Origin of the sequence: Synechococcus sp. R8-2, from assembly GCF_047461715.1 — a bacterium.
Taxonomy (GTDB): Bacteria; Cyanobacteriota; Cyanobacteriia; order Thermostichales; family Thermostichaceae; genus Thermostichus.
The window spans coordinates 1-15,926 of the sequence record NZ_JANSHQ010000410.1 but is presented as its reverse complement, the minus strand read 5'-3'; the positions used below and the strand labels follow the sequence as shown (position 1 = coordinate 15,926).

At 60.6% G+C, this 15,926-nt stretch carries 14 protein-coding genes; 7 read left to right on the top strand and 7 right to left on the bottom strand.

The window, feature by feature from the left end; genetic code table 11:
• Nucleotides 1–182: 182 nt before the first annotated feature.
• Both rph and NW819_RS10050 read right to left on the bottom strand, forming a co-directional pair.
• Nucleotides 183–917: a ribonuclease PH gene (rph, locus tag NW819_RS10055; protein ID WP_011433341.1), complete on the bottom strand. Its 735-nt coding sequence runs from the start codon at nt 915–917 to the stop codon at nt 183–185.
• A gap of 348 nt (nt 918–1,265) precedes the next feature.
• Entirely contained in the window at nt 1,266–2,018 is a 753-nt protein-coding gene (locus tag NW819_RS10050; RefSeq protein WP_011433343.1) for a DUF561 domain-containing protein, read from the bottom strand.
• A 193-nt stretch (nt 2,019–2,211) separates the two neighbouring features.
• Between NW819_RS10050 and speB the strand changes: the two genes are divergently transcribed.
• The 5 genes from speB to proC all read left to right on the top strand — a co-directional run bounded on the left by speB (nt 2,212) and on the right by proC (nt 6,806).
• The gene (gene speB / locus NW819_RS10045) at nt 2,212–3,135 is read left to right on the top strand and encodes an agmatinase (RefSeq protein WP_414413650.1); all 924 of its coding nucleotides are present in this window, start codon (nt 2,212–2,214) and stop codon (nt 3,133–3,135) included.
• 72 nt (nt 3,136–3,207) lie between these two features.
• The gene (locus NW819_RS10040; protein ID WP_011433345.1) at nt 3,208–4,056 is read left to right on the top strand and encodes a prohibitin family protein; all 849 of its coding nucleotides are present in this window, start codon (nt 3,208–3,210) and stop codon (nt 4,054–4,056) included.
• 103 nt (nt 4,057–4,159) lie between these two features.
• Nucleotides 4,160–4,843 carry a YggS family pyridoxal phosphate-dependent enzyme gene (locus NW819_RS10035; protein WP_414374881.1) on the top strand — a complete coding sequence of 228 codons (684 nt, stop codon included), beginning with the start codon at nt 4,160–4,162 and terminating at the stop codon, nt 4,841–4,843.
• Nucleotides 4,844–5,421: 578 nt separating this feature from the next.
• The gene (locus NW819_RS10030) at nt 5,422–5,997 is read left to right on the top strand and encodes a cell division protein SepF (RefSeq protein ID WP_011433347.1); all 576 of its coding nucleotides are present in this window, start codon (nt 5,422–5,424) and stop codon (nt 5,995–5,997) included.
• A gap of 5 nt (nt 5,998–6,002) precedes the next feature.
• Nucleotides 6,003–6,806, top strand: a complete 804-nt coding sequence (gene proC / locus NW819_RS10025; protein WP_011433348.1) for a pyrroline-5-carboxylate reductase — start codon at nt 6,003–6,005, stop codon at nt 6,804–6,806.
• Here proC and NW819_RS10020 read toward each other — a convergent pair.
• Entirely contained in the window at nt 6,803–8,020 is a 1,218-nt protein-coding gene (locus NW819_RS10020; RefSeq protein WP_414413649.1) for an NAD(P)/FAD-dependent oxidoreductase, read from the bottom strand. The genes proC and NW819_RS10020 overlap by 4 nt on opposite strands.
• 140 nt (nt 8,021–8,160) lie before the next feature.
• On the bottom strand, nt 8,161–8,673 hold the full coding sequence (gene ruvX / locus NW819_RS10015; protein WP_414330201.1) for a Holliday junction resolvase RuvX: 513 nt from the start codon (nt 8,671–8,673) through the stop codon (nt 8,161–8,163).
• 94 nt (nt 8,674–8,767) lie between these two features.
• Here ruvX and ahcY point away from each other — a divergent pair, with 94 nt between their 5' ends.
• Complete coding sequence (ahcY, locus tag NW819_RS10010; protein ID WP_011433351.1) at nt 8,768–10,048, top strand: adenosylhomocysteinase; 1,281 nt, start codon at nt 8,768–8,770, stop codon at nt 10,046–10,048.
• A gap of 92 nt (nt 10,049–10,140) precedes the next feature.
• Here ahcY and NW819_RS10005 read toward each other — a convergent pair whose 3' ends face one another.
• A complete protein-coding gene (locus NW819_RS10005; RefSeq protein ID WP_414413648.1) occupies nt 10,141–11,343 on the bottom strand; it encodes an argininosuccinate synthase in 1,203 nt (400 codons plus the stop codon).
• Nucleotides 11,344–11,483: 140 nt separating this feature from the next.
• Between NW819_RS10005 and NW819_RS10000 the strand changes: the two genes are divergently transcribed.
• Nucleotides 11,484–13,412, top strand: coding sequence for an FAD-dependent oxidoreductase (locus NW819_RS10000; RefSeq protein WP_414413647.1), 1,929 nt, complete (start codon nt 11,484–11,486; stop codon nt 13,410–13,412).
• A gap of 73 nt (nt 13,413–13,485) precedes the next feature.
• Here NW819_RS10000 and secF read toward each other — a convergent pair whose 3' ends face one another.
• Together secF and secD are read right to left on the bottom strand one after the other, a co-directional pair.
• Nucleotides 13,486–14,487, bottom strand: a complete 1,002-nt coding sequence (gene secF, locus NW819_RS09995; RefSeq protein WP_414344225.1) for a protein translocase subunit SecF — start codon at nt 14,485–14,487, stop codon at nt 13,486–13,488.
• Entirely contained in the window at nt 14,484–15,830 is a 1,347-nt protein-coding gene (secD, locus tag NW819_RS09990; protein WP_414413646.1) for a protein translocase subunit SecD, read from the bottom strand. Before secD ends, secF begins: the two co-directional genes overlap by 4 nt.
• Nucleotides 15,831–15,926 lie beyond the last annotated feature (96 nt).

The following is a 15,926-nucleotide window of genomic DNA, read 5'->3' as shown; positions in this document are numbered from 1 at the left end:
TCAGCGTAAATGTATCAGCTTCAGAGAGCTCACTTATTTTAACAACTGGCTGATCTTAGCTTTCCCGGCCATTCCTTTACAGCAAGGGAATACCGCTTTGCCAACCAGGATATACACCCATGCAATCCCATATGCAGTGCCTTGAAGGATTACCATTGCAAGGCTAGGGTCCGGCTATGGCTCTATCTTTCTAAATTGAGAGCCTGCCGTTGGGCTTGTAGCAATTCTTGGATCCCGGCTTGGGCCATCTCCAACATTTGTAGCAGTTGCGGGCGACTGAAGCAGGCGGCTTCGGCAGTGCCCTGGATCTCGATGAAGGATCCCTGCTCGTTCATAACAATGTTCATGTCCACCTCGGCTTGGCTGTCTTCCTCATAGCACAGATCCACAAGTACCTCTCCCTGCACAATTCCTACTGAAAGGGCCGCCACCTGCTGCCGCAGCGGGGATCCCTGGGCCGGATCCAGCGCCCCCTGTTTGTACAGCCAAGTGATGGCGTCGTGCAGAGCCACATAGCCCCCTGTGATCGCGGCGGTGCGCGTTCCGCCATCGGCCTGCAGCACATCGGCATCGACGGTGATGGTACGGGATCCCAGCTTGCGAAAATCCAAGGCGGCGCGCAGACTGCGCCCGATGAGCCGTTGAATCTCGGCAGTACGGCCCGATAGTTTCAACATTTCCCGCGGCTGTCGTTGTTGCGTGGCTCCGGGCAACATGCGGTACTCAGCCGTCAGCCAGCCTTGGCCGGTGTTCTGCAGAAAAGGGGGAACTTCTTCGGCCACACTGGCGGTGCAAAGGACATGGGTATGGCCGAACTTGACCAACACCGAGCCAGGGGCATAGCGGGTAAAGTGGCGCTCAAAAGAAACCGGGCGCAATTGAGCAGCGGTGCGATTATCTGGGCGTTGCCAGCTCATGGACAGTTCAAAAAGGGATCCCTCGCATTGTCAACCATGTCTGCCCAATGCGGCTCAGGACTTGGAATCTTTGCAGAACATGACTGGGGCGACGGCTGCGGACGGAATTGGTCTGGGAAGGCAAGGACGACAAGTGTAGCAACCGCCGCAAATTGGATATTGCCGGGTATGCCACCTCTACGCGGAAGAAAGTGAAGCACTTGTGAGCAGCAAAACTTCTAGCGGCTGATCTCAACCCTCAGCTGCCCTACTTACCTACTTATTCCCTGCTTGTCCAAGAAAATCTAAAAAAAATGCACCAGCGCACGCTGGCGCAAGAGGGTCAACTTTTACCGGTCAGACATCGACCTAGACAAGGGCAGGGATCCGAGATCCTCCCAAGGCCTCCACCAATGCCCGCACTTGAGCCACCATGGCCACTTCATCCTGGAGCCGGCTGACAGCTTTGCCCACCCCTACACCTGAAGCGCCGGCAGCAATGGCCAAGCGCACTGTTACCGTCGAGAGGCCGGAAGCGCAGATAACCGGTACCGAGACGACACGGCTAATTTCATAGGCGGCGGCCAGGGTGGGGGCAGCCTTCTCGATCAGGCCCAGGGATCCCCCGTGAACCGGCTCGGCACTGGTGCTGCCCTCGGTTTGGATGAGATCGGCTCCCAGATCCTCCAGTTTCTCGGCCAATTCTGCCTGTTGATTCAGAGGCAGAGTGTGGGGAACGGTTACCGACAAGAGCGTGCGGGGCAGAAGAGAGCGGGTTCGGCGGGTAAGGTCTAGGACTTCCGCTGCGGAGAAGATGCGGCCTGAAGGGTAGAAGCTGTCGTAATTGCCGATCTCGGCCATGTCTGCTCCTGCCTGTACGGCTGCGGCCAACTGCTGCGGCTCCACCGCCGACACACAGATGGGCAGATCGATCTGGGCGCGTACCCGCTGCACCAATTCGGGGCTGGCAGCGATATCCACCCAAGTGGCCCCTCCCTGTTGGGCGGCGCGGGTGATGCTCAGAACCGACTGCAGGTCGAAGTTTTGTAGACCGCTGATGATCTTGAGGGCCCGACGTTGGGCCAGAGCGTCGAAAAGAGCAGCGTGAGAGGCAGTGGTCATAGGCTCGTCAGCTTGTGGAAAGGCAGTCTAAGAGGAGTGAAAACAAATGGCTGCTAAAACTGGGCTTGGGGAAGCCTTTGCTCAGTCTAGAGGGTTTGCCTCAATCCCACAAGGGTCCCTCTTTACCCCATCATCCCAGTCCTTTTGGCTCACCACAATTCTTCAATAGATTCAATAGAATAGGGATCCCTTCTTGCAAGCCATCATGTATCGCTCTCCCTTCCCCTTCCTGGGCCTGCCTGAGCCGGATCCGGAGATGGCCCAAGCAATTCTCCTGCCCGTCCCCTACGAGGCCACCACCTCCTATGGCAAAGGCACTGCCAAAGGCCCTCAGGCGCTGTTGCAGGCTTCTGCCTATGTGGAGATCTACGACGAGGTACGGGATCGCCAGCCGGCTCTTCACCCCGACTTCTCGGAAGAGATCTCCCGCTACTGGACGGCCCCCCCGGTGGAGTTGGAAGGTCTGGGATCTTCCGCCCAGGAGCTGGCTATGGCCGAAATCCAGCGTCGCGCTGCCGAGTGGGTGAGACCGGGGCGGTTCCTGCTTTCCATTGGTGGGGAGCACTCCATCAGCGGGCCCCTGATTGCTGCCCACCTGGCCCATTATCCGGAGCTGCACGTCCTGCAAATCGATGCCCACTGCGACCTGAGAGATAGCTACGAGGGATCCCGCTATTCCCATGCTTCTGCCATGGCCCGCGTGGTGGAGCAAGTGGGCAGCCGCCTCACCCAAGTGGGGATCCGCTCCATCTGCGCCGAAGACCGCCAGACCATTCGCGAGCGCCGTCTGCACACCTTTTTTGCCCACAGCCTGCACACCAAGCCGGCCCAGGAGTGGATCCCAGAGGTGATTGCCACCTTGGGCCCCCAGGTTTACCTGACGGTGGATGTGGATGGGCTGGATCCCGCTGTTGTGCCGGCCACCGGTACCCCCGAACCCGGCGGCTTGGGCTGGTGGGAGACGGTGGAGCTGATTCGGGCACTAGGACAGCAACGGCAAATCATCGGCGCCGATGTGGTCGAGCTGTCGGTCACGGGAGAACGGGAAACCGATCGCCGCAGCGCCTTCACGGTCGCCAAACTGGCCTATCAGATCTTGGCTGCGGCCTTGGGTTAAGCTCAAGAAGAGCTTGGCCGGCCATCCCCGGGGCACCTGTTCGAGTTCTTTAGGTTTTTGGGTAACACACCTGTGAAATCGGCCCACCCCCGTCGTCCTGCTTTTGAACTTCCCGCTTTGTCCTGGATTCCCTTGGTGGGTGGGGCATTGCTGCTGATCCTCTTGGCCACCTTGCTGCAGTGCTTGGTGGTGGTGCCTGCCGGCACACGGGCCGTGGTGTTCAACTCCCTGACGGGGCTGAAGCCGCAGCCGCTGGGAGAAGGGCTGCACCTCCTGCTGCCGCTGGTGGAAACGCCTATCTTCTACGACGTGCGCACCCAAACCTACACCATGGCCTCCCAACGCTCCGAAAACCAGGGGGATGATGCGTTGAAAGTGCTCAGCGCCGACGGCCAGCAGATCTCCCTCGATGTCTCGGTGCGCTTTCGCTTGGATCCCGACCAAGTGGCCCACCTGCACCAGACCATTGGCCCTTCCTACGTGGACAAAGTGATTCGCCCAGAGGTGCGGACGGTGGTGCGCAATGAACTGGCTTTGCACCGCGCCATCGCCGTTTTCTCGGAAGAACGCGAGCAGATCCAGGAAAATGTGGAGCGGCAGCTCTCCAGCATTTTTGCTGAGAATGACCTGATCTTGCAAAACGTGCTGCTGCGCAATGTCCGCTTCTCCGACCAATTCCAAACGGCCATCGAGCAAAAGCAAATTGCCGAGCAAGAGAAAGAGCGGGAACGCTTCCTCGTGGAAAAAGCAGAGCTGGAAAAACAACGATTGGTGATCCTGGCAGAAGGAGAAGCCCAAGCCATTCGCCTCCAGGGGGAAGCCCTGAAGCAAAACCCAGAAGTGGTGCAGTTGGACTACGCGCGCAAACTGGCGCCCGGCACCCGCGTGATCATCTCCCGACCGGATCCCTGGCAGCGGTAGCGGACAGCCCGTTGGCTCTGGGTTCTGCAAAAATCTATCCCAGAGCATTGTTGCCAATTGGAACGAGAATGGGGATAGAGATCCCCGGCCTGCTGACCTGACGATGCCCCTTGACGAGCAGCTCATCCACAGCCGCATTCAGGCCATCCGAGCCCAGATCCCAGACCATGTGGAGATCATGGCAGTGAGCAAAGGCTACAGTGCCGACCACATCCGCGCCGCCTATCGGGCTGGGATCCGCCACTTTGGGGAGAGTCGAGTGCAAGAGGCCGCCGTCAAACAAGGGCAACTGCAAGATCTGACCGATATCGTCTGGCACTTGATCGGGCATCTGCAGACTAACAAAGTCAAACCGGCCCTCAAGCAATTTGCCTGGATTGACAGCGTCGATAGCTTGCGCCTGGCCAAGCTGATCAACCAAAAAGCCTGGGAGCTGCACCTCACCCCCAAGCTTTGCCTGCAGGTTAAATTGGCTCCGGATCCCAATAAGTTCGGCTGGCTCATCCCCGATCTGTTGCAGAGCCTCCCCGAACTGAACCAACTGCTGCAGGTGCAAATTGTGGGCCTGATGACCATTTTGCCTTTGGGCTTGAGCTCAGAGGCGGCCCTAGACCTGTTTCGCAAGCTGGCCGAACTGGCCGATTACATCCAGCGCAGCGGCTATGAACATCTGCAGGTGCACACCCTCTCCATGGGCATGTCCGACGATTACCTCCTGGCGGTGGCAGCAGGCTCTAACTTGATCCGGCTGGGGCGCGCTTTGTTTGCCGACGCCGAGCAGGAATAGATGTGACCTCTGTGAAGCCGTTAAATTGTGATTAAATTTTGTGTAAAGCCGTGCAACTCCCCAGTCGCCCTGCGGGGCACCTTTGGGGCGAGAGTTCGGCTTGGATAATCAAAAGTGGGGGGATCCCGCCCAGGATTTGCCCTATTGGGGAAATTTTGGGGAAATTTGTAATCATTTGCGTTACTTCCGTTAACGTGGGCTCAATCCAGACGGGGAGCAGAGTTCAATCCTGCCAAACAACGGCTTGGCAAGTGAGATGACATCTTCACTTCTTCTGGGTAAACTCTAGTCGTCGAATCAATGAGGTTTTGTTAACCTACGTTAGCCCCCACCTGCTTCGGCAGCTTCCTGAGCAAACCCTGTCTCAGCCTATTGAAAGACTTTGACCGAGAATAAAAGGACGCCCCCTAGCTTGAGTGAGCCACTCAGGATCCAATCAAGAGCCTGAATCCTACGCTCGCCGTAAACCCATGACCTGTGGTGAGGATGTGCATATGAATGTCAATGGAATCTGGAGCAGGGTAAGAGATTTTGTGGGTCTGAATGATCCCGTGGACGGCCTGGAGGAGTACTCTGAAATGGAAGGGCAGGATGATTACCAACTGCTCTACGAGGGACGCCGTTCCCAACCGGCTGCTCCCCCCGAAGAGGAGGAAGTGAGTACCCTTCCGCGAGGGCGGCGGCAACGGGGAGTGGAAGCGGGGGAGGGCTCTGCCGGTCGAGAAGAGTCGCGGGGCCATCGGCGCAGTCAGCATCGGGATCGCTCAGCAGGGGGCAGTATGGGGAGCAACGTGATTGGATTACCGGGCGTAAACCCACCCACCAGTGAAGTGGTGGTGATGGAGCCGCGCAGCTTCGATGAGATGGCTCAGGTTATCCAGTACCTACGGGAGCGCAAGACGGTGATCATGAACTTGACCCTAATGGATCCCGCTGAGGCGCAGCGCTCTGTGGATTTCGTTGCCGGCGGCACCTACGCCATCGATGGCCATCAAGAGCGCATTGGCGAAAACATTTTTTTGTTCACTCCCAGCACGGTGATGGTTTCCACCCCCAGTAGCCAAGTGGTGCAGCCGCTGCAGCGCCCTTTGCAAAGCCCTACCCCCCTCTGGCCCAGCACCTATGAGCATCTGCAGGCAGTAGGTCAGCACTAGTCGTTATGGAGCGACCGCTGCTGAGTGTTATCGGGGGTGGAGCCATGGGATCCGCCCTGCTGCGGCGTTGGGTAGCTGTGGGAGTTTATCCCGCAGCGCAGGTGGCCTTGCGGGAGCCTGATCTGGATAAGGCTGTGGCCCTGCAGCAGGAGCTGGGTATCCGATTGTTGGCGGATCCATCCCAGGCGGGAGAGTCTGAGATTCTGTTTCTGGCCGTTAAACCGCAGCTCTTCCCGACAGTGGTGGCTGAGATGGGCCGGCTGTCCGCCACAGAGCTGGTGATCTCGATTATGGCCGGGATCCCCTTGCAGCAGTTGCAGCAGGCTTTTCCCAAACAAAAGGTGGTGCGCACGATGCCCAACACGCCGGCGCTGGTGGGGGCGGGCATAACGGCCATCAGCTACGGGCCAGGGGTGACGCCTATGCAGGTGGAGCAGGTGGAGAAGCTGTTTCGCGCGGTGGGCGAGGTGGTGACGGTGGCCGAAAGCCAGATGGATGCGGTGACGGCACTTTCGGGTTCCGGGCCGGGGTATCTGGCGGTGATTCTGGAAGGGCTGATCGACGGAGGGGTACAGGTGGGGCTGCCGCGTCCCATTGCTACCCAGTTGGCCCTGCAGACCTTGGCGGGTACTGCTGCCCTCTTGCAGCAAGAAAATCTGCACCCTGCCGTTCTCAAAGACCGGGTCACCAGTCCAGGGGGGACGACCATTGCCGGGATCCAAGCCTTGGAGCAGGCGGGGGTGCGGGGAGCCCTGATGCAGGCAGTGCGAGCGGCCTACGAGCGCTCTTGCCAGTTACAGGGATCCTAGCGGGCCAGCAGCCCTTGCCACAGGGGGCGGGTGATCCAATTCCATCCCACCTTGAGCTGGTGTTCCAGTGTGGGCAGGCGCACCAAATAGGCAGTTCGCCGGGCCAAATAGCCCAGGGGGCCGGTCAGTGTGAGGCCGCCAAGGGCAGAAAGCACCGCCGTATCCACCCCCAGGCTGAGCATTTCCCCCAGAGAAAAGTAGCGAAAGGGCAAGAGAGGCCGCTTCTGGGTGAGCAAAGCCCACAGGTTCCAGGCGCAATAACCGGCCTGTTGAAAAGCCGCTTGGGCTGTGGCCGGCACCGGCTTGCCCTCCGCATCCACCACCGCTGCTGCATCTCCCAAGGCAAAGATCTCTGGGAAGGTGGGGGTTTGTAGGGTGGACAAAACCTGCAGCCGTCCCCGCTCCGTTTTGGGCAGATCCAAATTGGCAATCACCGCTGCCGGTCGGGTTCCGACAGTCCACAGCACAGCATCCACAAGATCTGTGGCGATCTCCTGGCTCTCCAGTCGCTGGAGCTGCAGACGGAAGGGAGGGGCGCCGTTCTCGTTAAGGGCCTCGATGCCCAAGACCTTGGTTTGCAACTCCACCTGCACCCGCCGTTGGGCCAGCGCCTCTTGGGCCGCCTCCCGGCTGGAGGGAGCAAAGCCGGACAAGATTTGGGATCCCAACTCAATGAGGCGGATCCGTCCCCGCCAGCCCAGCCGATCCGCCAATTTGCAGGCCAGTTCCACGCCACTGGCCCCTGCTCCTGCAATGGCCAGAGCCACAGGCTGAGCCGGATCCCGCTCTTCTAACGCCTTCAGGTGGGCGCGCAGCCGCTGGGCATCTGCCAGGGTGCGAAAGGGAAAAGCAAACTCCGCCGCTCCCGGAACGCTCTCCAGAGGGGTTTCTCCCCCCAGCGCCAGCACCAGCGCGTCGTACTCCAAGCTTTGCCCATCTTCCAGCTCCACGCGGCGGGCTTGAGGGTCGATAGCCCGGACGGATCCCCGGCGAAACTGCACCGATCCCGGGGGCAGCAGATCTTGAAAACGGGGGGCCACCTCCCAGTCTTCCATTTCTCCGGTGAGCAGCTCATAAAGCAGGGGGGCAAAGACGAACCGCTCCTGCCGATCGACCAAGGTGATCTGGGGTGGCTCTGACCAGGGTTGCCGGCTCAGTTCCAAAGCTGTGTACAACCCGCCAAAGCCGCCCCCAAGAATGCAAATGCGATTCATGCTCGGATGGTTCACGTGACGTTATCAGACGTTATCAAAGTTGCGCGAAAGGCCCCGACTTAACAATCACACCCTGCTGATGCAGAAGGGGCAACGAGGGATGGCCCACCTTGGGCTTGAATTGATTTAAACTTTCCCGGCTAGACTTCTCCAGCGTAGTCTTTGTTGCCCCAGCTTTGCCAAGCCGGCACTTCTGACAGGGAAGCCCGTCGCTCGTCCAGCCAAGTTTGGAGAATTACCGCCGCCGACTGCTGATCGATTAAGCCCTTCTGGGCTTTGGCCGGGATCCCCGCCTCGCGCAGGTCCCACTCCGCCTGCACGGTGCTCAGGTATTCGTTGACGGTAACAACGGGAAGATCCACGGCCACCTGCAAAGCGCGCACAAACCGCTGGACTTTGCGGGCCTGGGATCCCACCGACCCATCCGCCAGAAGGGGGATCCCCACCACCACCACGGTGGCCTGGCGGCGGCGGATCCACTCCTGCACTTGGGCAATATCCTCTGAGAGGGAACGGCGCTGGATCACCCCCAGGCCAGTAGCCAGCAGCCCCAGCCGGTCGGAGCCGGCCACGCCAATGCGGCGGTTGCCTACATCCAGCCCCAGCGCTGAAAGGGGATCCCTTGTGGCAGAATAGTTCAGGCTTATCGACATCCTTGCTGATCTTTATGGCTGCCTGGCCCCCTTTGGGGCTTGCAGTTTCCGTTCCCCTATCCTCTCTCGATGACCCTGTTTGGAGCAACACTCGATGACCAGCGCTACCCTGTCTCTCCCGAAGCATGAAGTGAAAGATCTGAACCTCGCCCCCCTGGGCAAGCAACGGATCCAGTGGGCGGCGCGGGAGATGCCGGTGCTGGCCCAGATCCGGGAGCGCTTTGCTCAAGAAAAGCCCTTTGCCGGGCTGCGCTTGGTGGCCTGCTGCCACATTACGACCGAAACGGCCAACCTGGCCCTGGCTCTACAAGCAGGGGGGGCGGATAGCGTTCTCATTGCCAGCAATCCCCTTTCCACCCAAGACGATGTGGCCGCCAGCCTGGTGGCGGACCATGGCATTTCGGTGTTTGCCCTCAAAGGAGAAGATGTGGCCACCTACCGCCGCCATGTCCAGATTGCCCTAGATCACCGCCCCAACCTGATTATCGACGATGGCGGAGATGTGACGGCGGAGCTGGTGCAGCACCGTCAGGAGCAACTGTCGGAGCTCATCGGCACCACGGAAGAGACCACCACTGGCCTGGTGCGCCTTAGGGCCATGCTCAAGGCGGGGGTGCTCAGCTTCCCGGTGATGACCGTCAACGACGCCGAGACCAAACACCTGTTCGACAACCGCTACGGCACCGGCCAATCCACCCTGGACGGGATCCTGCGCTGTACCAACATCCTTCTGGCCGGGAAGACGGTGGTGGTGGCTGGCTACGGCTGGTGCGCCAAGGGAGTGGCCATGCGGGCCCGCGGCATGGGATCCCAGGTGATTGTCACGGAAGTCAACCCGGTGCGGGCTCTGGAGGCGGTGATGGACGGCTTCCGGGTGATGCCGATGGAAGAAGCCGCTGCTCTGGGGGACATCTTCATCACCGTCACCGGCAACAAGCACGTGATTCGCGGCGAGCACTTCGACCGCATGAAGGATGGGGCGATGGTCTGCAACGCCGGCCACTTTGACATTGAAATCGACCTGGTGGCGCTGCAGGAGCGGGCCGTCTCCCGACAGACGGTGCGCCCCTTTGTGGAAGAATACCGTCTGCAGTCGGGCAAGTCAGTGGTGGTGCTGGGGGAAGGCCGCCTGATTAACTTGGCTGCTGCCGAAGGGCACCCCGCCAGCGTCATGGACATGAGCTTTGCCAACCAGGCCCTGGCCTGCGAATACCTGGTGAAAAACCGGGGCCGCTTGGCCCCAGGGCTTCACCCCATTCCTCTCGAGGTGGACGAGGCCATCGCCCGCCTCAAGCTCAAGGCCATGGGGATCCAAATCGACAGCCTCACTCCAGAGCAGATCGAGTACGGCAACACGTGGACTGCCGGGACTTAAGTGGGTTTTGGGAATTCAATCGGGAGCTGAGTCTGGGATCCCAAGCAGCAGGGCTAGCGTGCTCCCCCCAACCTCGAGCCAGGAGGGGATTCCTAGATTCTGTGAACCTGCGACCAAACGCGGGTGGGCAGACCCCAGACGTAGATGAAGCCTTCTGCCGCTTTGTGGTCGAACTGGTCTCCTGCGCCATAGGTGGCCAGCTCGGGGTTGTAGAGGGAATAAGGGGAGCGACGGCCCACACAGACTGCCTGGCCCTTGTGCAGCCGCATCCGCACCCCGCCGGTTACGCTCTTTTGGGTGGCTTGGACGAAGGCATCCAACGCCTGCCGCAGCGGCGAATACCAGAGGCCGTTGTACACCAGTTGGCCGTAGGTGGTCTCGATGCCGTACTTGTAATGGATGACATCGCGGGTGAGGGTGAGGCTCTCCAGCTCGCGGTGGGCTTGGATCAAGACGGTTAAAGCGGGGCACTCGTAGATCTCCCGCGACTTGATCCCCACCAGGCGGTTTTCGATCATGTCAATGCGGCCCACCCCATGCAGGCCAGCTAAGGAGTTGAGCTGCTCGAAGAGGGCTTTGGGGCCAAGGCGCTGCCCATCCAGCCCGACGGGGATCCCCTGCTCGAACTCGATCTCCACATAGGCTGGCTCATCAGGGGTTTGGGAAATGGGGCGGGTGAGGGCATACACTTCCTCCGGCGGCTCTTGGTCGGCATCTTCTAGGATCCCGGCTTCAGCGCTGCGGCCCAAAATGTTGAGGTCGATGCTGTAGGGGCTGGACTTCTGCACGGGCATGGGGATCCCGTAGCGCTCCCCATAGGCAATGGTCTCCTCGCGGGTCATCCCCCACTCGCGGGCAGGGGCCAACACTTTGAGCTGGGGATTTAAAGCAGCAATAGCCAGATCAAAGCGCACCTGGTCGTTGCCTTTGCCGGTGCAGCCGTGGGCCACCGCATCGGCGCCCACCTCTTCCGCCACTTCCACCAGCAGCTTGGCAATCAGGGGTCGGGCCAGGGCCGTGGAAAGGGGGTAGCGCTGCTCGTAGAGGGCGTTGGCCTGGATGGCCGGGAAGGCATAGTCGGTAATGAGGGCCTGGACAGCCTCCCGCACCAGAGATTGCTCTGCCCCCGCCCTGAGGGCTTTGGCCTGAATGGCCTCCAGCTCCGCCCCCTGCCCCAAGTCGACTGCCAGGGCCACCACCGATTCCACCCCCCACTCGTGCTTGAGATAGGGAATGCAGACGGAAGTATCCACCCCGCCTGAATAGGCCAATACCACCTTCTTTGCCCGTCCCATGGGATCCCGCCGTTGCCGTTAAAAAGTTGCTAGCCCATTATGCCCTGTGGCAGGGATCCTGGCTGGCCTCAATGTCGGTTTCCTCAGCTATTCTCAAGGGGATTTCTCCTGCCGGGGAAAGGCCGGGGGTGTGAGTGAGCATGGCTGGCAAAAAGACGGCTGCGGCGTGCCGGGGATCTGAGCCCAAGCGAACTGTGGGGCTGGGGATCCTGTCGCTGCTGAGCTTTGTGGCCGGGATGGGGTTTGCCGCCCTCTCCCAGCCAGAGGTGGGATCCCCTGTTGCCGTCTCCGAGCCGGAGGTGCCCCGTTTTACCGCCCACGGTTGGCCCTTGTTGGATCCCTTGCCGCAGCCGGACGAGATTTGGGAGTGCGAGCTGGTGGTGGTGGGCGGATCCCTGGGAGGGGTGGCAGCGGCAGGCCATGCCATGCGAGGGGGGGTGCAGACCTGTCTCATCGAGCTCACCCCTTGGCTGGGGGGTCAGATTACCTCCCAGGGGGTATCGGCCATTGATGAATCGCTGCCGATGCGGCAGCGGGGCAATTTTTCCCGCCACTGGCTGGAGTTCAAGGCCTTGATCGAAAGCCAGCCGGTGCATCTGCCGGCCTGGACAGGGATCCCGCCGGGAACCCGCGTATCCGAGATCAACAGCTGCTGGGTGGGAGGGCTGTGTTTTCCGCCCCAGGCCGGGCTGCAGGCGGTGGAAACCTGGCTGCAACAGGCAGCTCAAAATGCCCCCAACAGCCGCTGGGCTACCCAAACGGCTTTTAAGGGGGCCACCTTCAGCGCCGATGGATCCCAGATTGAAAGCATTTACGCTGTGCAGCGGCAACCCCGGGATCCCGATTTTGTGCCACCGGGACGGCTGTGGCGGGAGCTGGTGAGCTGGTACAGTTGGCAGGAGACGGAAGTTTTTGCCAAACGGGTGTTGAGGCTGCAGGCACCACCGGGCCGCAACCTGTTTGTTATCGATGCCACCGATACCGGCGAGCTGGTGGGCTGGGCCGGGATCCCCTATCGGCTGGGTTCGGAAGGGCGAGACGTGACCGGAGAGCCCAATGCCGCCCCCGCCAGCAACCCGGAGTGTACTCAAGCCTTTACCTTTCCCTTCGTGCTGGCCATCCACGACGATGGCGGTCGCTCCCGCGCCGAGCTGGTCCAGCTGCAGCCGGGCTATTCCCGCGCCGAACACCGCCGCGAGTTCGACATGGAGGGTTTCCCCACCTTCAGCGGCCAGAGCTTTTTCAATTACCGCCGCATCGTCAGCAAGGGCCGCCGGGATCCCTTCTACAGCACGCCTGTTCCAGGCGACCTGACGCTGGTGAACTGGAACCGCGGCAACGACTGGGGGATCATGAACCCGCCCCTGATCCTGACGGAAGAGCGGCTGGTGGCCTCGGGGCAGCGCCACAACTGGCTGGGGGGCCTGGATGTCTCGGCCATCAAAGATGGAGAAAACCACGCCCTGCTGTTTGCCGAGTGGCTGATGGAAACTCAATCCCGCTCTGGCTATCCCCTCTCCTTGGTGTTTGCCGAAGAGTCCTTGCTGGGCACTCGCTCCGGCCTTAGCCTCTACCCCTACATCCGCGAAGGTCGGCGCATCCTGGGGCGAGCTGCCTACGGCCAAGCAGAGTTCCTGATGTTGGAGCAGGATATTCGCGTCGGCACCGCCGGGGGGCGGGACTTCAGACCTACCGTGGTGGGGGTTACCCACTACGCCATCGATATCCACGGCTGTCGCTACCGCAACTGGGAGCCCTCTCTTTCGGCCAGCTCCGCGCCAGTCAACGAGTTTTCCGTCCGTCCCATTCTCATTCCCTTAGAAGCCCTGATCCCGCAGAAGGTGGATAACCTGCTCATCGGCGGCAAAGGGATCGCCGTCAGCCACATTGTCAACGCCGCCACCCGCGTGCATTACGGCGAATGGACCATCGGCTCGGCGGCAGGGCTGACCGTGGCTTGGCTGCGCAGTCAAGCTCCCGGCCTGATCCCAGCTCAGATCGTACCGCAAGGCAAAATAGCCGATTTACAGCGCTACCTGATCTCCCGCGGGCAACGACTGCAATGGTGATCCCAGAGGACACCGTCTCAGCGCGAACGACAGATCCCCACCCAATCGACCCAATTTTTCCGATATCGGGGCCCTAGCCCTCAGAGGGAAGTGAATCGGGATCCCTGCCTGCGCGGGCATCTTCGCTACTTTTGCCATAGCGCTGCTGCCGCCACCACACCAACAGGGGGCTGGCGATAAAAATGCTGGAATACACCCCCAAAGTAAAGCCAATGAGCAGGGCAATGGCAAACCCCTTCAAGGTAGCTCCCCCGAAAATGGCGATGGCAACTAGGGGCAGCATCGTCGTCAGGGTGGTGTTCAGGGAGCGGGCAAAGGTCTGGTTCAGAGATAGGTTTACCACCTCGGCCAGGCTGACCTTGCGGCTCACCAGACGCAGATTCTCGCGGATGCGGTCGTAGATGACCACGGTGTCGTTGACGGAAAAGCCGATGATGGTCAGCAGCGCCACCACAAACAGGCTGTCCGCCTCCATACCCACCGTCAGGCCCAAAAGGGCAAATAGCCCTATCGTCAACACTACATCGTGCAGCAGCGCCACAATGGCAAACACCGCGTAATCCCACTGAAAGCGCAGGGCCAGGTACAGCACGATGAGCCCGAAAGAGATGAGCACGGCCACGATGCCGGAACGCAAGAGCAAACGCCCCACCGTCGGGCCCACTGTCTCCACCAGGTTGCGCTCGAAGGGAGCAATCTCCTGCCGCAGGGTGGCTTCCACGGCCAGCCGCTCTTGCTCAGTCAAGGGGGGCATGCGGATCAGGGCTTCCTGCCCCGTTTGGGTGTCCAGCTGGATGATGCTGGTGCCCAGGTTGTGTTCCTGCAGCGCCCGTCGCAGCTCCTCGGTGGTGACAGGCCGCTCAAAGCTCAGATCCAGCAAGGTGCCGCCGGAAAAATCCAACCCCAGCCGCAGGGGAGTTCCCAGAGAAGCCAGGGAAAAGGCCATGCTGACCAGCCCCACCAGCAGCACCGCCAAGGACAAGCTGAACCACAGCTTGCTCCGTCCAACAATGTCGAAGCGATAGTCGAGCAACCGAGAGGCAGGATCTACGGGGGATAGCTCTTGAGCCGTCATGATTGGGCCGCCTCCATCCGAACGCCGTAAAACTCAGGTTTGCGCAAGCTGGGGATCCCCATTGCCGCCAAGAGCAGGCTACGGGTGCAGGTGATGGCCGTAAAGAAGCTCACCAGAATGCCAATGCCCAGGGTTACCGCAAACCCTTTCACCAGTCCCATCCCCAGCCAGAAAAGCACGCCACAGACCAAAAGGGTAGTCACATTGCTGTCCAGGATGCTGCTGAAGGCGCGGTTAAACCCTTCCGAAATGGACTTGTAGATGGATTTGCCGGCCCGCAACTCTTCTTTGATGCGCTCGAAGATCAGCACATTGGCATCCACCGCCATGCCGATGCTGAGGATAAAGCCGGCGATCCCCGGCAGAGTCATGGTTACCCCCAGCAGTTGGAAGAGAGCAAAGGTACAGAGGGCGTAGATAAGCAGAGCAATGTCCGCAATCAGCCCTGGCAGGCGATAGTAGGCCACCATAAAGAGGAAAACCAGCACCAGGCCCCCGATCCCGGCATAGAGGCTGCGGCGCACGCTCACTTCCCCCAAAGTGGCCCCGACAGTGCGATTTTCGATCACCTGAATGGGAACCGGCAGCGCTCCTGCCCTGAGCTTGACCGCCAAGTCAGTGGCGGTTTCCACCGTAAAATTGCCCGTGATCACCGCCGTCCCGCCGGTGATGCCGGTGCGGGCAAACTCCGGCCCCACGATCGGGGCACTGATCAACACGTCGTCCAGAAAAATGCCCAATGGACGTTCTGTTCCGGCCAGATCTCGGGTGAGCTGAGTAAATTTTTCTGCCCCCTCCGGCTTGAACTCCAGCAGCACCTCCCAACTCTGGGATCCGCGGCGAGGGGCTTGGGGATAGGCATTGCGCAGCAGATCCCCGGTGAGGCCGACCCGCTCAAACAGAGTATCCGGATCCTCCCCCGCTGTTATCTCTCCCCGCTCGTTGCGGGGCAGCGCGCCGACGGGAACCAAGCCCTTGCGAAACTCCAGTTGGGCTGTATCTCCAAGGAGAGCAATGGCCCGATCCGGATCCGCCACCCCCGGCAACTGCACGAACAGGCGGTCTTGGCCGCTGATCTGCACCAGAGGCTCAGCCACCCCCAGCCCGTTGATCCGCTGCTGGATGACGGCCTCTACCCCCTGCATCACTTCGGGGGTGATTTCAGGCACCTCCTCGGTGGGCACAGCTTGTAGCGTGAGCTGGGTTCCTCCCTTGAGGTCAAGGCCAAGGCGAACCTCCCGGCTGAAGCCCAAGTAAACGAGGGCAACCACCACGGCCAAGATGAAGATCAGCCCTCGCAAAAAGGAGAGCCGACTGAGCCACGAAGCTGAGAATTGGGTCATAGGTCTGAAAGAACGAGGAACGCTGGCAGACTCGATGTAAACTACCCGACCCTACACCGCCTTAGCAGTGTAGCGCGGGCTTTCAGTAGCCCTGAG